Origin of the sequence: Roseiconus nitratireducens (assembly GCF_008629675.1) — a bacterium.
GTDB lineage: Bacteria > Planctomycetota > Planctomycetia > Pirellulales > Pirellulaceae > Stieleria > Stieleria nitratireducens.
On sequence record NZ_VWOX01000004.1, the window covers coordinates 420,808 to 445,567 of the forward strand.

Below are 24,760 nucleotides of genomic sequence, written 5' to 3' on the forward strand. Positions count from 1 at the left end.
CGTTCAACAGGAAATGGGAACGTCGTCATGCTCAGCCGACGGCCGCGGCGCGACGAAGGAGACTCCGTCACGATCGATCGGCGGCAATGCGGGTTGGTCGATGGTGGTGTTTCCGCCCCAACTATCGATGGTGTACATCTGCGAATTCGGCGAGAAACGCCCATGGAGTGGTTCGGATTCTTACCCCCTCCTTGGGCTATGAGTGAGGCATAAAAGTAGGATTGCGGCATTCTCCCTGCCTGTGTAACCGTCTACACTACTCGTAGCTCGGTTGCATGGAGTTCGGTGGGCAATCCCGCAACTCGACTGATCCCCCGGATGCGTAGAACGCCTGGCCCGCGTTCGAAATTCAAAGTAACAGGTGCGTTATGCAAGTGAAGCTCAAGGTCAAGACGGGAAGTCATGAGGGAACCGAGATTCCCGTCACGGGGGAGAAGTTTCTAATTGGACGAAGTGACTCCTGCCAGTTGCGGCCCAAGAGCGATTCGATCAGTCGAAAACACTGCATCCTGGTGATCCGAGAAGGACGCGTCTTGATCCAGGATCTGAAAAGCCGGAACGGGACTTACGTCAACGAGAAGCGACTTCCCAGCGACCGCGCCAAGGTTCTCAATGCCGGCGACCTGCTCCGCGTGGGCAAGCTGCAATTCGAAGTGATGATCGAACACGGTTTGCACGGGAATAAGAAACCGCAGGTGGCCGACGTTCAAGACGCAGCCGCCCGCACCGTCAAGGAAAGTGACAGCCGATTCGAAGAAGTGGACGTCACGGGCTGGTTGGATGAAGCCGACCAGATTGACCGGGTCCGCAAACTTTCCGATCCCGATACGCGTCAGTTCAAGGTGGACGATGCCAAGAAGATCGAACAGGAGGCTGCCGAGGACGAATCCAGCGGTGACCTCTCGGTCAACGACACGTCTTTGATCGAGCGATTGCGACAGCAGAAAAAGCAGAAGAAGGGCAAATTGCCCGAAGGCATGAGAAAGGCCACCACGGAGAACTCCAAGGATGCCGCGGACGACGCCCTGAAGCGATTCTTCAGCGGTCGTTAGCGGACACGCGGCAGGCTTGCTGTGAACTGTCGCCCTGATCTCAAGCTTTGTTCGAGCCGCGTCTTGGCGGCGAACGTAAAACAAAATCGACCGCGACACGGCCGTCGCGGCTCCGGAATACCTGTTCCGGGATTCTTGATCAGACGCAACTTGATCTGACATTGGAATGCCGAATCCTCACCGACCGTTGCTTCCAGCCGCCAGGAAGGCTCGCCAGGAGTTGAAGATCTCCGCCGCCGCGGCTCCGGAATCGAACGCCGCTTTGGCGCGTCGAATCGTCGCCGACGACGCCCACGCCTTTGCGGTTCTCGTCGATCGGTATCACGACTTTGTGTTCCGAATTTGTTTCTCAATTTTGCGTCATCGGCAGGACGCTGAAGACGCTACCCAGGAAACGTTTACCCGCGTCGTTCGCTACTTGGACCGCTGGGACCCTCGGCGGCCACTGGAGCCGTGGCTGGCCAAGGTCGCCGGGAATCGATCCCGCAGCCAATTGGCGCGGCGAAAAAGTCACGCCCCGCTGACCTCGGTCGCCGAACCACCGTCGGACTGCAGCACTCAGGCACAGGCCGCCGCGGCGTTGCGGGAAGAGATTGCATTGGCGTTGCGGTCCTTGCCGACACGGCAGCGGCAAGCGTTTGAACTATTCCATCAGCGGTCGATGCCTTATGCGGAGATCGCCGAACAACTGCGGTGCCCCGTCGGTACGGTAAAGACGCTGGTGCATCGCGCGCGGGCGGGGCTGATCCAGCGACTGCAACACCGCGATGTGTTGTTTCCTTCCGGCACTTCGTCCGGTGCCCCGACTTCTCCGGGAGACGCGTCATGAACTGTCATGAATTCCAGCGGCAGCTAGACGATTTACTTGACCGGCGGCAGGATCCGTCGCGAGACAGCCAGTTGCAAGCCCACGCTGCGGACTGCCAAGCGTGCCGGGGACGGATGGCAATCTGGCAAGGTATCGACGCCTCATTGGCGAGCGGCCGAGTTTCACTGGCCTCGTCGGAGCATCCCCGAAACGGCCGCCGACGCACCGCTGCCGTCGCGACATGGCTGGGTACCCTGGCCGCCGCCGGACTGTTGATCGCCTGGGGACATCAGGTGCTACGCGAAGATCCTGTCACGGGTCCCGTTGCCGTACTGCCACCCGACGCCACAGCGATCTCACCGACGTCTCCCCTGCCCTCCCGGGACACGGACGTGGCGACAAGCCAACGCCGCCGTAACGCCGACGCGACGACTGACGCGGGGGTGGCCTCACTGCTCCGCGCGACACCCTGGTGGGCCGCAGTCCAGGAAGCCGCCGTCCGGGAAGAAAATTGGGTCCGCCAAACGATCCCGGCGGTGGTTTCGGTTCGACAGGGCGTTGCGCCCATTGAACGTTCCATGCGGCAAGCGATCGCGATCCTGATCCAAAGTGGACAGCCGGCGGCTTCCAAATCTCAGATGAGACCGGAAGAGCCATCGCAGCCGTTCAATGAGCAGACGTCGAAGGTTCGCCGAGACGTCCGCTGGGATGACGTCGCATGAACCGGTGCGATTTGATCGGGCATCGAACGGTGGCTCGAATGACCGCACGATTCTCGCCGGTGTTTCGACTTGCGGTGTTTCGGCCGGCAGTATCTCGACCGGCGGTGATCCGCTTGCTGGTGGTCGCGCTGCTGGTCGTGATTTCCCATCGTGTGGCTCGAGCCGACCAGCGGGTGGTCCTCAAAAGCGGGATCACGCTGCAGGGTCTGATGGCGGAGATCGCTTCGCTAAACCAGAATCCTTTTGATGCTGGCGGACGCGGTGACGTCAAATCCCGCCCCATTTTGCTGGTCGACGATGGTCTGCGCCGCGTGTATGTGCACCGACGCGGGATGGTCGCGGGTCCGCCGCAGGACGTCCGTGGCGTCGAACAAACGATTGAATTCAAACAGGCACCGCCCTTGGAAGGACGTCCGGTTCAAGGGATCGGCGACATCCTGGCCGTGTCCGATTTCAACGAATTCGGCCGCCGCGTCATCACGGTACGTGGTCCGACGGGCGAATCGCTGGACGTGATTCAGGGCATTACCGAGATCAATTCGCGGTATGCCAAGATCGAAGCGCTCAACAAGAAACCGGCGTATGAATGGGACATGCGGGTCGCCACGCGATCGATTCCGCCGGCCACGCTGCAAAGAATCTTTCGCCGGCGGATTGACCAGACCGATCTGGACCAGCGTTTGGTCGTCGTGCGTTTCTTTATCGAAGCCGGCTTGCACCGCGCCGCCGAAGAAGAATTGACGCGCACGATCCGTGACTTTCCCGAAGCCAAGGACATGGAAGCCCAGCTGATCGGGATCGTGCAACAGCAGGCGGTTCAGTTGATCGACGAGGCCAAGCTACGCGCCTCAGTCGGCCAGGAGCAATTCGCTCGGGACATCCTGAGCCGGTTTCCCATGAATGCCGTCGGACGGACCACCCGCATCACGGTCCGCGACGAGCTGGCTCGAATTGACGAGTTACAACAACAGGCCCAGTCTTTGGCCGATGCCCTTCGTCAAGACATCGAACAATTGGACGAGGCACCTCGGGACGCCCTGCAACCGATTCTCAATGAGATCCAAGCCAACCTGTCTTCGGCGACGCTTCCACGGCTGAACGACTATTCGCGACTGCGTCAGTCGGACACCGTGACGCTGGAAGAACGCGTCGCCTTGGCCGTTGCCGGCTGGTTGCTCGGTCCCGGATCGGGCGAACAAAACCTGACGGTAGCCACCGCCTTGGTGCAAGTGCGTGACCTGGTGTCGGAGTACCTCGGTTCCGCCGACGCCGATCGCCGGGCGGGGATCCTGGAAGAGTTGAAATCGCTGGAAGGGGCGCAGATCGAATACATCGCGAGGATGTTGCCTCTACTGCATCCGGTCAAAACCTGGCCGGAAGGGTCCGAAGACCCCGACGTGCCGGGGCTGTACCGAATCGGCGACGTCTCGCAACCGCCCGCCGTCGATGATCTGGATGCGACCCCCAATTACATGATCCAGTTGCCGCCAGAGTACGATCCGCTTCGCGAGTATCCGTGCCTGGTGGTTTTGTCGCCGCCGAACGCTCCGCCCGAACTGGAAATGACCTATTGGGCCGGCAAGTATGATCCGGTCCAAGGAGCGCGCAGCGGTCAAGCCATGCGGCACGGATACATTGTCGTTTCTCCCGTCTGGGGAATCACCGAACAACGGCAGTACGAATACACGCCGCGGGAACACTACGCGGTCTTGGCGGCACTGCGCCACGCCATGCGTCGAGCCTCCATCGATGCCGACCGAGTCTACTTGGCGGGCCACGGCGAAGGCGCTACCGCAGCCTGGGACATCGCGCTTTCACACCCGGATCATTGGGCCGGCTTGATCAGCATCAACGGCGAGCCTTCCAAGACGATCCAGCACTATTTCCCCAACGCCCGACACATCCCGCTGTACTTTGTGATGGGCGAATCGTCCGGCCCCAAAGCGCCGCTGATCCGCATGGGGCCGATCCTTGATGATTACATGCACGTCCGCAACGATGCGACCGTGGTGATGTACCGCGGACGCGGCGCCGAACCCTACTTCGAAGAATTGCCCGAAATGTTCAAATGGCTGAACGTTTCCACGCACGTCCGCAAACCGATCCCGACCGATTTTGAAGCCGCGACGATGCGGAGCGGCGATCAGTATTTTTGGTGGCTGGAACTGGGACCGTTGAAACCGCTGGTCGATCTGAATCCTGTCCTCTGGGATCAGGAGAAACGCAAGCGGGCTGGAAAGGTCAGTGGCGAAGTGGGATCAGGGAACCAGATTCGCATTTCCGGTCCCGCCGACAACTTTATCGTCTGGTTGCGTCCCGAGATGGGCATCGATTTGAGTCAGCAGGTGGTGATCCGCTACGGGACTTCGCCCACACGTTTCGACTTTGACTTCGACGTAGAAACGATCCTGGAAGATGCCCGCCAGCGTGCGGATCGCAAGCGCCCTTATTGGGCCAAGGTGCCCGTTCCGTAGGGACAGGGTAGCCGTTCCCTAGGGACAGGGGCAGGAACCGAGACGGTTGCCGCTGCGAAGTCCGAGGCTCAATCTTCCGAGATACTCCCGGCTGGCAGAGCCAGCCCTACATGGCGTTCCAGGGCGGAGCCCAGGAACGAGGGGGGGGACGCCATCAATGCCTGGTTCCAAGGCTCCCGCCTTGGAACCCACTGCCCGTCAGGCTCCGCCTGACAAACAGAGCCCTGCATGGCGTTCCAGGGCGGCGCCCAGGAACGAGGGGAGGGGAAGACCACCAATGCCTGGTTCCAAGGCTCCCGCCTTGGAACCCACTGCCCGCCAGGCTCCGCCTGACAATCGTTCGCCCACCGGCGGCAGCCTCAACCAGCACGGTTCGATTCCCGAAACGGTCCCATTCCGAACAGGGTCGACGGGGGATCAGGATCACCTCCTGAAGAAAAATCCTGCAGGATCTTGGCCGTTGGGGATAGTTTCCTGCCCTTGCCCTTCGATTCAGGCTCGTTCCCATCTGCGGGCGGAAGTGTCGCAGAAGTGAACCTGGACGCCAGTGAAAGTGACAAGGACAATGCCCGGGAAACGAATGATGCCTGCCGCCCGTTCCCTTCCCCGCGGGCGGCCGAGAAGACGGCCTTCGATTCCCACCCACCTGCCTTGCCCACCGGTTTTGATTCCCGTGTCGACCACCGAACCCGCCGAATTCCGCCCGCCATCCCCTGCCACGCGGCTGGGCCGTGTTGGCGATGGTGACGGCACGTTGGGTCCGGCGGACTTCCAACGGATCGGGATATCACCGCGGGAGACCCGCTCGGCGGTCATCCGTCGCGCTGCCGCAAGGACATCACAATCGTTGGCCAGCAAGCAGCTCCGCTGCCCGAGTGTCGCCACCGAGGAACAACTCTTTCGTGTGGCTTTGTCGACGTATCGCCTGCTTGACCCGAGGCAACGCGGCAACGACCACGCGCGGGCCCATTTGGGACGCATCCGTCAGGGCGACTTGATGAGTGCCGAACGGGCCGCGTTCGCGATTGTTCAACCGACAAAGCACGACGACGTCGCGTCCCCCTCGCATGCGGACGTTCCTGCAACGGAACAGTCGTGGCCGCCGCGAATGAACGCCACACTAGACGCCGGGCGGAACGATGCGACCAAGTCAGCGTTGCGTCACTTGGAATACCAGCCGGTGGCTACTGCCCACGCTTCCGATTCGCGACCGCAACCGGCGGTGGAGTCGACATCGGTCGCCCCCCCGCCGGCGGAGATCGGGACGAGCGTGCCGCATTCGGCTCCAGCAGTCACTCGGATGCGACGTCGACTGCGTCAGCCCGCCGTGATCGTCTCGATCATGGTGCTGGTTCTTTCGGCCGCAGTTGGATTGTCGGTCTGGAAATACATCCGCGGCCAAAGTGTCCGCGCCATCCGGGACCGTTATTCGCAGGTCGACGGTTAAGTCGCGCTTTGCGGCGGCGTACAATCGAGACGTATTGCTCCGGACTCGATTCTTTAACGGATGAGTGTGAATGAACGTCGCGACAGCTGCGCCCGCCGCAACGACGCTGAAAGAACTTTTGGACAGTGGCTGGGAATCCAAGACGGTCAAACAGGAGATGCGCGACAACTTCACGCGCATGCTGGCCAGTGGGGAAGAACTGTTCCCCGGCATCGTCGGCTATGACGATACCGTGATCCCGGAAATCAACCTCGCCTTGTTGGCCGGACACGACCTGTTGTTTCTGGGAGAAAAGGGCCAAGCGAAAAGCCGCATCATGCGGATGTTGACCCGATTTCTGGACGAGTGGATTCCCTACATCGATCACCCCGACTTGGCGGTACACGAGGACCCGCTGAAGCCGGTGACGTCGTTGGGACGCCGGTTGGTGACCGAACACGATCCGGAAGACATCAATATCGCCTGGTGGCATCGTCGCGATCGCTACTCCGAACGGCTCTCGCCGGGGACCAAATTTGCCGACATCATCGGCGAGATTGATCCGGCGAAGTTGACCGGCGGCGTCAGCATGAGCGCCGAGGAAGCCTTGTCGTTCGGTTTGATCCCGCGGATGCACCGGGGGATCTTCGCGATGAACGAGCTACCGGAGTTGGACGACCTGGTGCAAGTCGGCCTGTTCAACATTCTGGAAGAGCGCGACGTGCAGATTCGTGGTTACCCGATCCGCTTTGATTTGGACATCGTGATCCTGTTCTCAGCCAACCCTTCGACCTACAACCGCAGCGGCAAGGTGATCCCGCAGCTGAAGGACCGGATCGGAACGATCGTTCAAACGCACTACCCAACCGAACGGGACCAGGGGGTCGACATCCTGCAGCAGGAAGTCGGCGAGGACTTGCAGGGCGAATACCCGGTCCAGGTTCCTTACTTCATGTTTCAGTTGATTGAGGAGATCACCGAGCAGGCGCGCAAGAGCAAGTACATCGATCAGGCTTCGGGAGTGTCCGCCCGATTCTCCCTGGCGAACTTTCGCACCATGGTCGCGTCGGCCAGACAGCGCGGCATCCTGCACGGTGAGAAGCCGGCGGTGCCGCGAATCAGCGACCTCGGGCACCTGTATTCCAGCTCGCTGGGAAAACTGGAATTGGACCTGATGGGCACGCACCAAATGAGCGAGCGTCAGGTGCTTGATGCCGTGGTGGCCAAAGCCATCGAAGTGATCTTTGCCGAATACGTCGAAGAACATGGGCTTGCCGAGATCGCAGAAATCTTCCGCGGCGGCGTCCGCGTGGAGGTCGGCGATCTGCTGCCCAGTGCCGACTATGCCGATCGATTGAAGAACGTGCCGCCGGCCTGGGATTTGGCATTCGAAGTCAATGCCGGCGACAGCGACGCGGCCCGGGCCAGTTGTGTCGAATTTGTGTTGGCCGGGTTGTACAGCATGGACCGCATCAGCCGCGCTCAGCGTCACGGCAAAATCGAATACGAGATCTGATCGTTGTGGAGCGACCACCGACAGTCACCGCTTCGGTCGGTGTAGTTCGCCGACGAATCGCCGGCTGGGGGCGGGTTGTTTTAGCGATCCATTTTGTCGTCGCGGCGTAATCCGGTTCGCTGCGGATGGCATTGGACGAACGTGTCCCAAACGAAATGCGGCTGGTAAGCCCTGCCCCGTCGATCACCTTTTTTGAGATTGAAGTCATGGATCAGCGCATCGGCGGAATCATTCACGCCTACCAGAAATACGATCCGGCCTCCTTCCCGCCGCCGACGCAGGAACCGCCCGATCTGGTTTCCCCCGCCTTCGAACAGGCGATGATGTATGGCGAGTTCAGAGAGCTGAGCGAAGAAGAATTGGCCCGGGCGGTTCGCTTGGATCCCAGTCAGATCCAGGGTCTTGGACCCAGCATCGATTTTCTGAAAGCGATGCTGGAGGAGAGGAAACGGAAGATCCTGGAGACCTATGAAGCTCGAACGGTTCAAAAGAAAGCCAGGAAGGCGTTTCACCAAGCCGCCAAGAACGTGCGTTTGCCCAAACAGCTGAACGATACCTACCGGCAAGCGATCAACCGCGAGCAGCCCTACCTGTTGGAGGCCCTGTGGTACCGCGCCGAAGGCATCAGCGGAAATGCTGCCTCCGAATTGTTGAAGGTCGCCGCACGGATGGCGGACAAACACAACATCGAAGAACTGGACAGCAAGTACGAGTTCACCGGCAACGAATCGATGACCGTGCCCAAGGCACTGGAGATCAAAGAAGAGCTGGAGAAGATCGACGAATTGCTCAAGCAGCTTGAAGAGGCCGCCAAGTCCGCGCAGATCGGCCTGATCGATATGGAGATGCTGGGAGAGTTTGCCGAGCCCGGCGACATGGAACAGCTGGAAGAAATGCGGCGGCAGGTCGAGAACATGATTCGCGAGCAGGCCGAACGCCAGGGTCTGCAACGCGGCGAAGGCGGCCAATTTCGCTTGACCCCGCAAGCCTACAAAATCTTTCAGGGTCGGTTGCTTGAACGGATCTTCAGCGAATTGGCTCCGTCTCGGACCGGACGGCACCAGGGCAACGTCGTCGGTGAAGGCGCCGTCGAGCTGCAACAGACCAAGCCCTACGAGTTCGGGGACTCGGTCGCCAATATGGACATCCCGCAAACCGTGATCAACGCTCTGCTCCGTCAAGGTGACGAGCGTCCGCTGCGACTGCACAGCGACGACATCGAAATCCACAAGACCCGCAACCACCCCAAGTGCGCGACGTGCGTGATCATGGACATGAGCGGGTCGATGCGCTACGACGGCCAATACATGAACGTCAAGCGGATGGCGCTGGCCCTGCAGGGACTGATCCAGTCGGAGTACCCGGGAGACTTTCTGCGGTTCATCGAGATGTACACGTTCGCCAAACTTCGTGCCCCCGGCGAGATCGTCAACTTGATGCCCAAACCGGTCTCCATTCATGACCCTTGGGTGCGGCTGAAAGCCGACATGAGTGACCCTGACATCAGCGAGACGCAGATCCATCAGCACTTCACCAATATCCAGCGTTCACTGCAGCTGGCTCGGCAGAATCTAGCGAATTGTGACACGCCCAATCGTCAAATCGTGCTGATCACGGACGGTCTTCCCACGGCGCACTGCGAAGGCGAATGGCTGTTCATGCTCTATCCGCCGGACCCGCGCACCGAACAGGCCACGATGCGGGAGGCGGCCCTGTGCCAGAAGGAAGGGATCACCATCAACATCTTTCTGGTGCCCAGCTGGTCCCAATCGGAAGAAGACATCCGGTTCGCGAGCCGGTTGGCGAAGTCCACTGCCGGAAGGGTGTTCTTCACCAGCGGCAACAACCTGGACCGGTTCGTCCTGTGGGACTACGTCCAAAACAAGCGAGAAGTCATCACTTGACCCTGATGGTGGTTGATTTGCCCGAAGGCGATCAAGTCGCTTTGCTCTTGGACCTGGATGAAACCGTGACGTATACTTGAGGCTTCACGCCCACCGGGATGCTCTCGTTTGAATCGCCTGCTCGCCGCCATCTTGCTGCCCTTTCTGATCGTTGGGAATGCATTCTCGCATTCTCACGGCGGTGAATACGCGCCGCATGATCACGCGGCGCGGCCACACGTCCATTTGCCTCATGTCCATTCGGACGGGCACCATCATTCGATTGGCTCCCATGCCAGTCATACGCATCATCGTGCGGTCGAAACCGAAGAAAAGTCGGCGTCCGGGGGTGTTCAGGATTCGGATGGGGGCGATCCACTTCACTCTTCCACGGATCACGATTCAGACACGGTCTACGTGGCTTCAAGTGCCGTCTACGTTGGCACGAGCCCTATTAGCTCTAGTCTTCTGCTGTCGGCCAGCTCGAGCTTCCAGGCAGAGTTCGCCTGTCTGGATTGGACCGACACGGGACCGCCTTCTGCTGACCTCATTTCCGGGTCGAGGCCACTCTATCTGCTGCACGCGGTGCTGAGGTTGTAGCGAGAAAAGCTGCGAACACATTGGTTCGCCTGGCTTTTTCTACGTCCACACCCTGTTTCTTACCGACGCGGCCTTTCAATTGAACGCGCGAATCAGCCAACGCCGTTTCCTCCTGCGCGGTTGGTCGTCGCATCGTCGTCTTCGGCTGTGCTCTGTCCGAAAAGATCGGATGAGCGGCAAGGCGCCAGCCGCCGATTGAGGCGAGAAAACCCGCGGCTAGCGGTACGCGGATCACGCAAAGTGGCGCTGTCCCGCTAGCATTCGCCAGAAGTACTGAAGATGTCACCCAAAAAGCTTTTCCGAGTGCTGGCTGGTCCGGCAATGGTAGTCGTTTGCTTGGCCCTGCTCTGGACATTCCGTGAGAACCTGCTGCCGAAGCCATATGATGCGACGACGCCCGATCGGTCTGAAAACGCCGCATCGAATGATTTAAAAGTTCTTGAGCTGAGCGAGCAAGCAAGGAAAAACCTGAATCTCGTTTCCAAGGGGATGAGGCCAACGGACTATTGGCGGGTCATCACCATTCCGGGAATGGTGCAAGATCGCCCAGGCATCTCCGACCGTGGAGTCACGTCACCGGCCGTCGGCGTTGTCTCGCAAATCCATGTTTATCCTGGCGATACGGTTCGCCCCGGTGAAACTCTGGTCACTTTGCAGCTGTTCAGCGAATACCTCCAGGCGACGCAGACACGGTTGTTCCAGGCCGTTCAGGAAATTTCACTCGTCCAGGCCGAACTGGACCGCGTCTCCGGGTTGGCCAGAGTGGGAGGTGTGTCTGGCAGTCGGCTGATCGAGCTTCGCAATGAGATCAAGCGTCAGCGGACTCTGACGCAGGCCGCCCGCCAGGAATTGCTTACCCGTGGATTGAGCCCTTCACAGGTGGACCAGGTCGAATCGGGTGCCTTTGTTTCCACCATCGAAGTGGTCGCGCCCCAACCAAGGACATTGGATACCGCGTCACTTGACGGGAATGCCCCGTCCGTTCTTCAGGCAGGGTACATCGTCGCGGATCAACTAGACCGATCGATCGCCTACGAGGTCCAGGAGCTTCCGGTGGAACTGGGCCAGACGGTTCAGGCGGGCCAACCGATTGCGAACCTATCCAACCACGGATCGTTGTACGTCGTCGGGCATGCATTCAAACGCGAAGCCGGATTCCTGGAAATCGCGGCGCAGCAAGGACGAAACGTGCAAATCGATTTCGCCGATGACACGCCGGAATATTGGCCGGAACTCGAAACGTCGTTTTCAATTCGGCATTTGTCAAACTCCATCGATCCCGAAAGCCGAACGTTCGACTTCTTCATTCCCCTCTCGAATCAATCGAGGACCTATCAGAAGAACGAGGAGACATTTCTGGTATGGCGTTTTCGTCCCGGGCAGCGCGTTCGGATCCACGTCCCTGTTGAAAAAATGACGGACGTTTTTGTGATGCCCGCCGACGCGGTCGTCAGCGAAGGCCCTGAATCGTATGTATTCCGCCAGAACGGAGATCTCTTCAACCAGATCTCGGTGCATGTCCTGCATCGAGACCGACGCAACGTCGTGATTGCAAACGACGGCAGCATGACAACGGGAGCCTATTTCGCGCAGAACGCGGCTGCCTCGCTCAATCGTGTGCTCAAAGCTCAATCCGCCAGCGGCGAGCAACCGGGATTGCATGTGCACGCCGACGGAACCGTTCACGCCGCACACTGATTGGGGAGATCACATGCTTGACGCCATCATACGACTTTCGCTGCGTTACCGCATGCTGGTCGTGATTGCCAGTCTGGTCGTTCTAGTCTACGGGTCGTACCTTGCGACCCGAATGCCGATCGACGTGTTCCCCGATCTCGATCGCCCCAGGGTGGTCGTTATCACCGAGGCGCCGGGCCTGGCCACGGAGGAAGTCGAAACACTTGTGACACAGCCAATAGAAATCGCCTTGATGGGCGCCAACGGCGTCCAGGCGGTTCGCAGTCAAACGACGGCTGGATTGAACGTCATCTACATCGAGTTTGATTGGACCACACCGATTCGGGCAGCCCGGCAAACCGTCAGCGAACGATTGAGCACGCTGGAGGGCATCCTGCCCGCTGGGATTCGGCCTCAAATGACACCTCCCTCGTCGATCATGGGGCAAATTGTGGTCGCGGGGATCTACCGTCAACGCGGCCCCAACGGCGGCGTCCTGGCTCCCGTCCGACGACCGAACACCATTGCGGAACTGTTTCGCGAGGGCGATGTTCCGAAACTGCAAGTCTGGTCTGTAACCGATCGGCAGGATCACGCGGCTTGGAAGCCGATTGAATTTCAAGTGATCGAATGGGTTTCCGAACCCGACCAGGACACGCTTTCTGGAACCGTGCGACTGCAGATTGACGGAAAGCACCAGGAGGTGCTGTTCGCGACCAATGCGAAGCGTGCGATGGAACTGCGCACGATCGCGGACTGGATCATCCGACCACGATTGCTGAAAGTGACCGGCGTCGCTGAGGTATTCATGCTCGGCGGCGATCGCAAGCAATATCAAATCTTGCTCGACCCCACCGCCTTGCTCGAATACGACGTCACGGTCCAGGACGTCGAGCAGGCGCTGCGGGAAAGCAACATCAACACCAGCGGAGGTTTCGCAATTACCGGCGAGACGGAGCGACCGATTCGTGTGCTCGGACGGCTCGGCACCGGTTCTCACGACATTGTGCACGATTTGCAGCAAATCGCCGTCGCGCGACATCCCAAACGAACGGTGTTGCTCGAACAGGTCGCCCGCGTCATCGAGGGTCCTGAATTGAAGCGGGGTGACGGCAGCGTCAATGGCGAGGGAGGTATCGTTTTCACGGTCGTCAAGCAACCGCACGTCGACACGCGAAAGTTGACCGATGACGTCGCGGCTGCGTTCGAGGAAGTTGAAGCTTCGCTGCCCGCGGACATCATCATCAACTCGGAGCTATTTCGGCTGAAGAACTTCATCGACCGTGGCATATTCAATGTGGCCGAGGCGCTCGTGATTGGCGCGACTCTGGTCATCATCGTTCTATTTCTGTTCCTGTTGAACTTTCGCACGACGTTCATCACGTTGACCGCGATTCCCATGTCGTTGGTCATCACCACGCTCGTCTTTCGCGTGATCGGATGGTTCAGCAGCAGCGAGCTTTCAATCAATGTGATGACCCTGGGCGGAATCGCCGTCGCGATGGGGGAATTGGTCGATGATGCCATTGTGGACGTCGAGAACATCTTTCGACGTCTGAAAGAGAACAATCGACGCGACGCTCCGAGACCAGCCATCGAGGTCGTGTACGAGGCGAGTAAAGAGATTCGCAGCGCAATTCTGTTTGGCACCACGGTTGTGATTCTGGTGTTCCTGCCTCTGTTCGCACTTTCCGGTGTCGAAGGCCGACTGTTCGCGCCGCTCGGCTTTGCCTACATCGTTTCGATCCTGGCGTCGTTTGCGGTTTCGCTGACGGTGACCCCCGTCCTCTCGTACTACTTGCTACCGAATACCGGTGCGACACACCGTGAAGAAGACGGCTTCCTGCTCCGCACGCTGAAATCGCTTGCGACACCGTTGATTCGCACCAGCATGGCGATTCCGCACAGCCTGCTAGCGGTGACTTGGATCGTCGTTGGCATCGCGGCCATCCAGCTTTCAACGCTCGGTCGCAACTTTCTGCCTCCTTTTGACGAAGGCAGCGTCCAAGTCAACGTGACCCTGCCGCCGGGATCGTCTTTAAAGGCTTCCAATCAAGTTTCGGAATCGATCGACGGCGTGTTCAAAAGCATGCAAAAAACGTCGGAGAATCCGGACGGCGAAATCCTTAATTTCGTCCGCAGAACGGGCCGAGCGGTAATGGATGAACATGCTTCGCCAGTCAATTTCGGAGAATACATCCTGAGCATGAATCCGGATGCGGAACAGGATCGTGAGGAAATGCTTGCGGAGTTGTTGCAACGCATCAAAACAGAGGTTCCCGGAGTCGACATCGAAGTCGAACAACCGCTCGCGCACCTGATCAGCCACATGGTGTCCGGAGTCTACGCACAAATCGCGGTCAAGATCCACGGGGACGATCTCAACACACTGCTGGCGCTATCCGAACAGGTCAAGCAGTCGATGGATGACGTGGAAGGAATCACGCCCCCCATCATCGAACCGTTGCGGATGACTTCCGAATTGCACATCGAACTGCGAGGCGAAGATCTGGCACTTTACGGGATCACCCGCGAGTACGTGGCCGACGTGTTGCAAACGGCGCTGCAAGGCGAAGTGGTCTCGGAAGTGTTGGAGGGGCAACGCCGTTTCGATCTGCTCATCCGGCTGGAGGAAGAATATCGAACCGATTACGCAAATCTGGGACGCCTGCGAATCGATTTGCCACATCAAAATGATCAAGCAGAACGTGGCCAGATCGAATTGCGAGAGGTAGCGACCGTTTCTGAAGGAGTCGGCCCCAACTCAATCAACCGAGAAAACGCCCGTCGGCGGATCGTCATTCGCTGCAACACCCAAGGTCGCGATCTGGCGAGTGCGGTGAACGAAATCCAATCTCGGATCAACCGGCAAGTTTCAATGCCGGTTGGGTACTACGTCGAGTACGCGGGTCAGTTTGAAAGCCAGCAAAACGCCACGCGGTTGATCGTGATCCTGGCCGGGGTTTCCGTGATCGGCATGTTTGGTGTCCTGATGATTCTCTTCCCATCGGTCCGCATCGTTCTGCAGATCCTCAATGCCCTGCCCACCGCGTTCATCGGCGGAGTCCTGGCCTTGGTCATCACCCAACAGAACCTGACCGTTGCCAGTTTGGTCGGTTTCATTTCGCTCGGCGGCATCGCCGTCCGCAATGGAATCCTGCTGGTGACACACTACTTCCATCTGATGAAAGAAGAGGGCGAGACATTCTCACAATCAATGATTATCCGCGGCAGTCTGGAGCGACTGGCTCCCGTGCTGATGACCGCCTTGACCGCCGGTATTGGACTGATCCCACTCGTTGTTGGAGGGCAAGAACCCGGTAGAGAAATCCTGTATCCGGTCGCCACCGTGATTCTTGGCGGCCTCATCACTTCGACGTTTTGCGAGTTCCTGATTCACCCAGGACTGTTTTGGAAGTTCAGCGGCAGAGACGCCAAACGCTTGGCGGACGCTGACGAAGTCAACTCCATTTAAAGGGCTGATCCCATGAAGAAGTTTGTATTCCTTTTCCTCGTCCCTGCTTTACTGTCAATTGCGGGCTGTCAATCGTCGTCCGAGACCGAACCTCAGACGACCGCAGAAGCGCCGCACGACCACGGGGACAGCGAGAGTCAGCAAGATCACAGCGTCGAAGGCCACGGACACGGCGTTGGCCCTCATGATGGGACCGTGGCTGATTGGGGCGGTGGGAAGTTTCACGTCGAATTCACCGTCGATCACGACCAGCAGCAGGCGACGGTCTACATTCTGGGACCCGATGAGACCAGCCCCGTCCCGATCGAGGCTGAAACCATCGAACTGAGCATCACGGATCCAGTCATGCAGGTAACCCTCAACGCATCACCACAAGCAGGAGACCCCGAGGGAAAGGCTTCGCGATTTGTCGGCAACCACGAAAAGCTGGGGGTCGTCCAAGAGTATGCCGGAACGATGAGTGGCGTGGTGGATGGAACACCGTACTCGGGAGATTTCACGGAAGAGCCCCACGGTGACCATCCGCACTAGCTGTAGCTGGACAGCACCACTTTGGGTGAGCCGCGTGGCGCTAGCCGCGGGTTTTCTCGCCTCAACCGGCGGCTAGCGACTTGCCGCTCATTGCACCGCAAATCACGGTCTTTTTGATTGCAAGTGCCGCTGTCCAGCCAGGCTGGATTGGAGCGTCACCATTGGAAAGTGGTCGGTTGGCAACGAGTGGCGGGGGCAATCGGGTCCTGCACCCATCCGGACAATTGTCGCCTTGACCACGATCGCCCAGCACCACTAAAGCGATCGAAACAGCGTCAGGTGCCCGGGTGTAGCCTTCGATGGATGGGATTGAGTTTCCAATGGTTGTACGCGTCGTGGATGTGGGATTCGCCACTTCGTAGCGAACGAGACATCTGATTGACCTGATTGGAAACCGACGTGTAATTGACGTTTGGGTTCTGCAGTTCGGCTGTGATGGCTTTTGCCGCTTTAATCGTCTGAGCGTGTGACTGTTGGATCCCTTTAACGCTCTCCTCCGCTTGCCCCGCCAGTCGTTCTCTTGGCAACGACGCGAGCCACTTCCTGGATGCCACGGTTTCCTTTTGAATCGCCTGCACTTGTTCTTGAAGTACCTCTTTGGGGATTGTCTCGAGTTGCTCGCTGTAAGCATCCAAAACGTTGACGTGGTGCATCGACGCGAGATGATGCGAATGCATTTGATGCGCCCCCCAGCAATCGTGTTGATAAGCACCTTGCCCCTGCGCGAGCACCAGGGAAGGGACCAAAAGAACGCCCATAATCGCACACCGCACAGTACACATGATTCTGTCCTCAGTTGAAGATGGTGCCAAACGCACGGATACCTTGTGCCCGACGAGGCCGGGTGAACGCCCCCACATAGGAGCAAAACGTAGACCAGTCCAGATGTGCGGGACGACAAATCTCCCGACCTTCGGGCTCGAACAACTGCGGGCTCGAACGAATGCGGGTCCGACCAACTGCGGGCTCCAAATCATCCATTGAGAAGCCGGCGGCCGAAGACAACAGGTCGGAACCGCAAAGGTCATCAGCCAGATTCGTGATGTTGACGAAAATTGGTCGGATCTTGCCGTTCTTACCCCGTTTGACGTTGCCCCTGCGGAGATGGATTTTGTATCTCCCACGGGTGTCGAGTCCGCGGCGATCGGGGTGGTCCCCGTCCCGCTGCCGCCCCGACAGAAACCTGACCAGATTGGACCAGCGAGGCACGGATGCACTCCGCGACGAATCCCTCAACTGTGCGATTTCGACTTTCCTGTCACCCGCGAAAAATATGGTGCGTCGGCTTGGCGGCCGTCACCCTGGCGGGATGTCAGGCCGGCCAGAAAGCCGGCGGCTTTGTCCAGGTGACCGAGGACCCGACCGCGGTCGTGGCCGACATCCCCGCGCCCGAACAGAGATTGGCTTCCGCGGCGTATCGCAAACCAGAGTCGCCCCACGACGCCCGTGCCACCGGTGTTCCGGTCCCTGGGATGCCAAAGGTGTTCCAGCAACAGATTCAAAGTGCCCGTGCCGCCGATCGCGGCTCTTCCGACGCCGGCGACGGCACGAAGTCGGCGTCCACCCGGGCCGTAGGCACGGAAATGCGGCTGACCGATGGGTCCAGCCAAAAGCCCGCCGGCGATGTGATGACGGCAGCCAAGCCGGCCGGCGACGCCATCGTCACCGCGTCCGCTTCGGTTCCAGACAACAGCGATTCATCGCGGACCGATGTGGTTCAAACCGGGCTGGTCTCGGCAAGTCTGACCGACCTGGATCCCCAGACGAGCAAGGACGCCAGCGGCGACGTCCAGGAAGCGCCGAAGACAACCGCAGCCCCCACCGCCGCCGACCGAACTGCCACCGCCAAGGCAGACTCCGAGGAACCAGCCGGCAACGTCAGCACCTCTACCCACCCGTTTTCTTTGGAGGGTGCGTTGCAACAGTCGTTGACCGATCTGCCGAGCTTGCCCGAAGTCGCCCCGACGCCCGGTGCGGCCGCGCCAACACGGATCGCTGATGCCGCGTCAACCGATGCGGGCGGTCCCGCGGTGGGTCATGTCGGCGACCTGGTGTTCGACGACACCACAAAGCCCAACGCCGGGTCGGTGGCGTTGACCAGCGGAACCGATTCCGACGACAGCGCCGTGCGTCCGGCGGCACACTTGGCGGAGGAAGAAACCGCCGCCGCCAAGGGTTCGGACGCCGCGCTTGCCCCGCAGCCTGAACTGACCGAGGATGAACTGTACGCTCAACTGCTTCGCCGCATCACGTCGGCGGACGAAGAGGAAAGTCCGCAAGAGCGCGAGCGGCGCCTGCTGATCGCCTCGCACCTGATGGTCTTGGCGGGGGATCCTCAAGCGGCAACGGAATCGCTGGAAGGAATTAGTGAAACGGACAAACAGTACCTGCAGAACCAACTGATGGGACTTTGGACGCTGATCGATCCGGAGGGCCATCCTTCATCCGGCCGCCGCGTGACCGAAGCCTTGACCAAGTACCGTGCGGCAACGCAATTCATGGCGGCCGCAACCGATTCGCTTTCGCTGGACCACTTGGAATTCTGCACCGAGATCGAGTCCTACGGGCAGATCAAACCGTTCGAAGGCAATCGATTCTCAGCCGGACAGCAGGTGATTCTGTACTGCGAAGTTGAAAACTTTGCAGTCGTCGAACAGGACGGCCGCTTCCAGACGGAGCTGCACGGCGTGTACGACATCTACGACGGCTCCGACACCAAAATCTTCAGCCAACTGCTTCCGGTCGATCAGCAGCAATCACGCAACCGATTGCGTGACTACTTTGTCGCCTACGAGATGTACCTGCCCAAGCAGATGCCCAGCGGCAGCTACCGCCTGATGCTGACCCTGGAAGATCGCGTCAGCAAGAAATACGGTCAGGCCACCATCCCGTTTGAGATCAAATGAGCGTAGGGTTCGATCGGTGGCTGCGGTTCGCTTCCACCGTGCCCGACCTAACGACTCGATTTGGGGCGCAGACTGCGAAAGATCTCAACCAGGGCCCAATCGTAACTGGTCTGATAGGTCTCGGCGTGCCGCAAAGTTGCCAGATTGACTTCTTCACTGGTCGGCGGCTTGGGGGCTTGCAGCTTCGTCAATGAACTGATCAAAGGCGAACTGACCATCAACAGAATCGAAACGGCCACGGCAACATGGGCCGATCGTCGCATGCTGTGACTACGCCCAACGCATTCACTGACCCTCGCCATCGTCTCATCGCGATGTCGACTGCCGGGACCGATCGCCCCCATCAGCTCGGCGATCTGGTTTTCAACACCTTCGATCTCCGCGTCCAGTCCGTCGTTTCGCTCTGGAGGTGTCATTGCATCACCTCCCGGCCCACTTCGTCAAACGTATCGGCAGCTTCCTGTCCGGCGGGCTGAAGCTTTCGGGCTAACTTTTCCAGCGCGTAGCGATAACGGCTGGCCGCCGTGGACGGTGTGATCTGCAACACCTCGGCAATCTCGGCAAACGTCATCTGTTCCCAGATCTTCAGCACCACGACTTGACGCTGCGCCGCGGGCAGATCCGACATCGCGTCCCAGACCTGACGGTTCCTGTCACGCAGGTCGACCGGGTTGTTGTTGCGTCCGATCAAGCGTTCCGCCAGCGAACCGATGGACGACCAACGCGACCGCGTCCGCAGGATCACCAGTGATTCGTTGCGAACCATTTGCAGCAGGTAATGCCAGGGTCGATCCGCGCCGATTAGCAACTTGGGTTGGGCAACGATTTTGACCAGGGCCGCGCTGACCGCATCCTCGGCGTCATGCTGGCGGCGGGTGATGGACACCGAAAAGCGGACCAGTCGATCCGCGGTCAGGTCGTAAAGCCCCGCCAGCGCAAGCGTCTGGTCGTCGGCCTGGCGTCGGCAGGCGATCTGGCGCGCGGCGTGGCGGATTTGGGCGTTAAAGTTTGCGTCGACAGTCATGATGTTCATCATGATGCGCCGGGACTTCGGATTTGTCTAAATTTCTGTCAGCTCGGATCAAATTAGCGAGAAAAAAGATGCTCCGCCAGAAAGTCCGCGGTTTGCGGCTGGTGGAAATAGTTCAGGTGATGCACGGTATCGGACGTGCCAAAGTCCAACGTCCGCTCCGCCGCGATTCGCCGGCCCTGCCACAGCTGGTTCATCGATGCGGTGTCCACCACCAGATCGTTGGCTCCGTCAAAGACGGCATCTGCAGCCCAGTCGATCAGTGGGTGCCCCGCGGTGGCTGCTTCGCGGAACAATCTCCAGAAGGCCCAACCCGGTCGCTCGGACTCGAAATTTGATCGGACCGCGTGGTAACGATCGGCGGCGACTTCTCCGCCGGAGTTGTTCGCCGGGGGATCCAGCAGCCGACGCAGTTCCGGATTGTTCCCGACGCGGGACATTGCAAACAGCCCGGGCACCATGGACATGGCCGCATCGGCAACCGGCGTCTTGGATGCCAAGCTGGTGATCGACGTCAGCACCCGCAACATCGCCTCGACCACCGAAAAGACCGGCAACGCGATCGTGGTCAAGCCGGCAACCATGTGCAACGCCTTGGAATACTGCGTCAACAACGTCAACGTCTCACGAATGTTTGGCGGGGCTGCGAGACCGGTGCCGGCCAACGGCGATCCGACCAGCACCGCTTTGCGGCAGCGATCCGCCCGGGGATCAAAGGTTTCACACCACCATCGCGCCACCAGCCCGCCGCGACTATGGCTGACCAGGTCGATCTGCGCCTTGCTGTTGCCGATCAGCTGCTGAAAATCCATCGCGTTCAGGATCGGTCCGACCGAGAGCGTCGGGTGATCGAACGTCAGGACGTTGCCTCGGTAATGCCGGACAGCATCACGCAAGAACTTCGCCCCGGCGGTTGTTTCCAGCAACCCCTTCATCATCGATTCGCTGTTGCTGAACGTTCCGTGAATCAAAACCAAAGCCCGCCCGGAGGCCGGGAATTCACATGGATTCAATTCCCCCCGTTCCACGTCAAGACGACGGATTCCCCGGTGGGGTGTCAGCTGCTCGTCGCGGCCTTCCAGGAAGGACGTGATCTTCGACGGTTTCAGTTTCTTGAACTCAAGCTCGATGGCATCTCCTTGCTGCAATCCGGTTCGCCCCGTCTGGCCACGAAAGTCCGTCTGGCCGCGAAAGCGTCCCAAATCGGGAGCCGCCCCGGTGACGTCTTCCCACTCCATCACCCCGTCGATATCGACCAGTTGCAAGCGAACGATGTCGCCCTGGACCGGTTCCGTGGATCGGGTGTAGCGACGCGAGGTTTCACGCACCGTGGCCGCGCGGACCTGGCTGCTGCCCCGCGTGGCGGATCGCACCAACCGCAAAAAAGAGTCATCCATCATCGACCACTGCCCTCCGATCCAGCATCCATCGTCGGCAACGGTGTGATCCCGTCGCCCTGCCGCGCACTGGCAATATCGACCATCGAATGAAAGGCGTGGTTTCGCCGCTTTTCAAAGTGAATTCTGCCCTCTTCCACCGCCCGTGCGAATCCTTCGCCGCGGGTCAGCAGAACCGTTTCCAATGGAACCAGTTCGCCGCGATCAACAAACCCCTTGATCTCGGAGTAGGTCCTTCGTCCACAGACCCAGCGGCGGCCGGCCTGGTCGTCGCGGGATTCCTGCGATTCTGAGTCCGGTCCGGGAGAATCCGCGCGAACATCCAGAAAGCGATCGTACGCTGCCAGATCGCGCCAGTATCCGACCAATGCGTGGTTGTCCATCAAGATCAAAACCGGATAAACCTCAATCCACTCCAAGCAGGACGCCAGCAGGATCGCCAGATCCACACAGGTGCCGCAAGCACTGGCGACCGTTTCACTGGGGGAACGCAATCGCTGAGTGAATTCGGCGTACGACGGTGGCGGATTGATGTAATTCAACGGTGATTCCAAGACCAAGGCTGACCAGATCGCGCGCACCTGTCGGTCCACACCTTGCCAGGCATCGCCGTCGGGTGCCAAATCGTTAAAGCTTTGATACCCATCAAAACCGGCATTGACCGAGTCAGCCAGGCAACGAAGAAACCCTTGGGCGCTGCGCAGCGTCCGGCCGACCGCCGGGTCGCGGGGACGCACGAACGACGGTAACCACCAGATGTCTTCCTCCCCCAACGTCCATTGGTCCACCGGAGCCAACCAGACGCTGTGGGTGTGGCGGTACAGAATCTGGTCGTGCCAACGAACCTCCACATACAAACTTGTTTGGATCCTTTCACTGACGCTGCGAATCAAGTGACTGGTCAACGGCAGCCGAATGCCCCCGGTCGGGTTTCCCGGAAGCGACGGCGCAAAGCGGCGGTCGGTACTTGCCAGGTCGTAGCGTCTTTCCCGGTGCCCCAGACTCAGCCGCGTTCGATAGGGAAACGCTTCCGCGCCGACGTGCAGTTGCACCAGCACCTCCAGGCCATCGACACGGTCGATCCCGTCGTCCGGCGCGGGTTGATTCTCGCGCGGCCCGGAAGTCGTCCCGGAAGTCGGCGCAGCAGACGCTGGTTGCTGGCCGTTTGCCGATGGCGGCAGAAACCGCAACGTGAAGTCTTCAAACAAACTGCGGCCGTTGTGCAGCAACGAGTAGTTCAGTCGCGAAACCGGTCGAACGCTGACCTGCACCAGATCATCGATCCGATCCCGTGCCGGATCAGCCGGGCGCTGGGCCAAACCCCGGGCCGCTTCGGCGTTCGATCCTCCTGCGGCGAAGGATCGCTGCTGCGACTGACGCCAGGTTTCGAATTGATCGAATGTCGATCCGGAAACCAACGATTGAGCGGACCACAGGATGATGCTGCTCCCACGAAGCCGAGGACGATACCCGGCGATCGCTTGCCATGCCTGCCAGAACGCGCACAGATCGTTGCATCCGGTGGCGATCCAGGTCGGATAGAAGTTGGCGAAGAACAATTCCGCCACGGCGTCGTCAAACGTATGTTGAAAGCCGATCGCCGCCGCGGCTCCCTGATGGACCGTCATCGGTGCCATCCGCGCGCCCGAATCCCAACAGTTGAAACCCACCAGCAACGGGGCGCGTTCCCCGGCGCACAGCGTTTTGGCGACTTGTTCAGCCCGGGCTTCGACGACTTCGCCGGACCGACCGGAGAAGCACAGCCCGTCGCGGACGCCGGAGTGGTCTCGCCCCAGGATCTGTCTGGCCAGACGATTGTCGACCCCGGTCAGATGAATCACGTCGGGAGACTCCGATCGGAGCACGTTGCGAAGTTGCGGCTCGGTCGGATCTTCAATGACCTGATCGGGCGTCCGACGCAGGCTGGTCAAACCGGCCGTGATGAACGTTCGCTCGCCGGCAAAATCGAAATCGCGCCGCAACGCACCCGGGGCGGTTTCGATCAGCGCGTAAGTTTTTGGGCGACGTCGACGGGGCCGCCGTCCGGTCACCAGATGGCGGACGACCAGGATGGGTCGATCGGTACGCTCGGGGGCCGACGCCGCCGCCAGGACGTATTCCCAGGGCAGAATCCTCGCCTCCCAGCACTGCTCGCCGTCCGGATTCGGGATCGCGACCTCCACGATGCCCCACAATTTCTTCAGCGCGCCGGCGTTTACGCCCAGCGAGCGTAAATCATGCCGCAACCGTTGCGTTTGCCGCAGACTGGCCGCCGGATCGAGGGCCCACCGATGGCGTTGCCGAACGATGTAGTTCCAACGCATTGCGAACTCTTGAAGCGCCGATCCACAAGGGATCCGGGCAACTTCTTTTCCGCCCGCACGCAGTCTGACACTTTGCATCAAATTGCCCCAAAGCGTTTTGTCATTCCAAAACCAATCGTCAATTCTGGAAGAACGGATTCAGTTGCGTTCCGTCCGGTGCCCGCTTGATCGCAGGACGAGGCGTTGGCCTGGGCTTGGCTTTGACCATCGGACGCGGCTTGGGAACGGTCGCTCGTTGCTGTTTTGTCACGGCATCGGTGGTGGTCGCGTTGGCCTTGCTGACGGCGTCGTGTCGCACGACCGAGATATCAGGCTGCTCTGTCTTCTTCTTCAACCCGCCGCCTGAAGCGGCGCCGCTTTGCGATCCGCCGTCGCGCGGGTTGCTAGCCAGGTCGGGATCGAACGGACCCTCCTGCTGCGATGCTGCGTTTTGAGCCGTTTGCATCTGGGACTTGATCTGTTTCATCTTCCCTTCCATGTTCGCGCCAAACATGGCCAATGGAATGCTCATGACGAACATGACCGCGATCAGCCCGATCGTTCCCAGGATCGAGTTAGCAAACCAGATTCCGAAAGCGCGCAACAATCCGCAATCGGCCGCGGTCGATATCAAATACAACGTCACAAACCAAGTCAACGGAGTCGCCAGCAGAACCGCTCCCCGACCAAACACGCTCCAGGCGGTCGTCACGATGAAAGCGTTCATGAAGCCGATCGCGATCAACCAGCCGATGCAAGCGAGGTAACTCGGATTGCGGTTTCCGATCAATGCGATACACAACTTCAACGTTCCGGCCATGACGGCCAGGGTGACCACCATCGCCACCCCAATGATGACCAACCCGGTGATGCCGATCGCGAGGATCTGTTCTTGAGAGATCGTTTCCATGGTGTCGATTGGGCGCAGCCGAGGGTCGTGAAGGAAGTCGTTGAGGAGAC

Annotated in this window: 18 protein-coding genes; 11 read left to right on the top strand and 7 right to left on the bottom strand. The window is 59.7% G+C overall.

Annotation, left to right across the window (positions count from 1 at the left end; genetic code table 11):
• Positions 1-3: 3 nt before the first annotated feature.
• Complete coding sequence (locus FYK55_RS29980; RefSeq protein WP_261344950.1) at positions 4-138, bottom strand: hypothetical protein; 135 nt, start codon at positions 136-138, stop codon at positions 4-6.
• A gap of 230 nt (positions 139-368) precedes the next feature.
• On the opposite strand from FYK55_RS29980, the gene FYK55_RS09460 reads away from it, so the two are divergent.
• The 10 genes from FYK55_RS09460 (at position 369) to FYK55_RS29650 (ending at position 16,164) form a co-directional block, all read left to right on the top strand.
• Entirely contained in the window at positions 369-1,052 is a 684-nt protein-coding gene (locus FYK55_RS09460) for an FHA domain-containing protein (protein ID WP_150076147.1), read from the top strand.
• A gap of 166 nt (positions 1,053-1,218) precedes the next feature.
• Complete coding sequence (locus FYK55_RS09465; RefSeq protein ID WP_150076148.1) at positions 1,219-1,881, top strand: RNA polymerase sigma factor; 663 nt, start codon at positions 1,219-1,221, stop codon at positions 1,879-1,881.
• Positions 1,878-2,582, top strand: coding sequence for an anti-sigma factor family protein (locus FYK55_RS09470; protein WP_150076149.1), 705 nt, complete (start codon positions 1,878-1,880; stop codon positions 2,580-2,582). The genes FYK55_RS09465 and FYK55_RS09470 overlap by 4 nt, the downstream gene beginning before the upstream one ends.
• Positions 2,583-2,620: 38 nt before the next feature.
• Positions 2,621-5,056, top strand: a complete 2,436-nt coding sequence (locus FYK55_RS09475; RefSeq protein ID WP_235908552.1) for an alpha/beta hydrolase — start codon at positions 2,621-2,623, stop codon at positions 5,054-5,056.
• A gap of 673 nt (positions 5,057-5,729) precedes the next feature.
• Complete coding sequence (locus FYK55_RS09480) at positions 5,730-6,503, top strand: hypothetical protein (protein WP_150076150.1); 774 nt, start codon at positions 5,730-5,732, stop codon at positions 6,501-6,503.
• Between the two features lie 70 nt (positions 6,504-6,573).
• Complete coding sequence (locus FYK55_RS09485) at positions 6,574-7,998, top strand: magnesium chelatase (protein ID WP_150076151.1); 1,425 nt, start codon at positions 6,574-6,576, stop codon at positions 7,996-7,998.
• 206 nt (positions 7,999-8,204) lie between these two features.
• On the top strand, positions 8,205-9,902 hold the full coding sequence (locus tag FYK55_RS09490; RefSeq protein ID WP_150076152.1) for a VWA domain-containing protein: 1,698 nt from the start codon (positions 8,205-8,207) through the stop codon (positions 9,900-9,902).
• Between the two features lie 858 nt (positions 9,903-10,760).
• On the top strand, positions 10,761-12,179 hold the full coding sequence (locus FYK55_RS09500; protein WP_150076154.1) for an efflux RND transporter periplasmic adaptor subunit: 1,419 nt from the start codon (positions 10,761-10,763) through the stop codon (positions 12,177-12,179).
• 13 nt (positions 12,180-12,192) lie between these two features.
• On the top strand, positions 12,193-15,633 hold the full coding sequence (locus FYK55_RS09505) for an efflux RND transporter permease subunit (protein ID WP_150076155.1): 3,441 nt from the start codon (positions 12,193-12,195) through the stop codon (positions 15,631-15,633).
• 195 nt (positions 15,634-15,828) lie between these two features.
• Positions 15,829-16,164, top strand: a complete 336-nt coding sequence (locus tag FYK55_RS29650; protein WP_235908553.1) for a hypothetical protein — start codon at positions 15,829-15,831, stop codon at positions 16,162-16,164.
• Positions 16,165-16,439: 275 nt separating this feature from the next.
• On the opposite strand, the gene FYK55_RS09515 is transcribed toward FYK55_RS29650, so the two are convergent.
• Positions 16,440-16,841 carry a hypothetical protein gene (locus FYK55_RS09515; protein WP_161604395.1) on the bottom strand — a complete coding sequence of 134 codons (402 nt, stop codon included), beginning with the start codon at positions 16,839-16,841 and terminating at the stop codon, positions 16,440-16,442.
• Between the two features lie 609 nt (positions 16,842-17,450).
• On the opposite strand from FYK55_RS09515, the gene FYK55_RS09520 reads away from it, so the two are divergent.
• Positions 17,451-19,070 (top strand): hypothetical protein, encoded by a 1,620-nt coding sequence (locus FYK55_RS09520; RefSeq protein ID WP_150076158.1) that lies wholly within the window; start codon positions 17,451-17,453, stop codon positions 19,068-19,070.
• Positions 19,071-19,117: 47 nt separating this feature from the next.
• On the opposite strand, the gene FYK55_RS09525 is transcribed toward FYK55_RS09520, so the two are convergent.
• The 5 genes from FYK55_RS09525 to FYK55_RS09545 all read right to left on the bottom strand — a co-directional run bounded on the left by FYK55_RS09525 (position 19,118) and on the right by FYK55_RS09545 (position 24,710).
• The gene (locus FYK55_RS09525; protein WP_150076159.1) at positions 19,118-19,486 is read right to left on the bottom strand and encodes a hypothetical protein; all 369 of its coding nucleotides are present in this window, start codon (positions 19,484-19,486) and stop codon (positions 19,118-19,120) included.
• Positions 19,483-20,094, bottom strand: coding sequence for an RNA polymerase sigma factor (locus FYK55_RS09530; protein ID WP_150076160.1), 612 nt, complete (start codon positions 20,092-20,094; stop codon positions 19,483-19,485). The genes FYK55_RS09525 and FYK55_RS09530 overlap by 4 nt, the downstream gene beginning before the upstream one ends.
• Before the next feature lie 62 nt (positions 20,095-20,156).
• The gene (locus FYK55_RS09535) at positions 20,157-21,500 is read right to left on the bottom strand and encodes an esterase/lipase family protein (protein WP_150076161.1); all 1,344 of its coding nucleotides are present in this window, start codon (positions 21,498-21,500) and stop codon (positions 20,157-20,159) included.
• The gene (locus FYK55_RS09540; protein ID WP_150076162.1) at positions 21,497-23,821 is read right to left on the bottom strand and encodes a hypothetical protein; all 2,325 of its coding nucleotides are present in this window, start codon (positions 23,819-23,821) and stop codon (positions 21,497-21,499) included. Before FYK55_RS09540 ends, FYK55_RS09535 begins: the two co-directional genes overlap by 4 nt.
• A gap of 118 nt (positions 23,822-23,939) precedes the next feature.
• Positions 23,940-24,710: a hypothetical protein gene (locus FYK55_RS09545; protein ID WP_150076163.1), complete on the bottom strand. Its 771-nt coding sequence runs from the start codon at positions 24,708-24,710 to the stop codon at positions 23,940-23,942.
• Between the last annotated feature and the right edge of the window lie 50 nt (positions 24,711-24,760).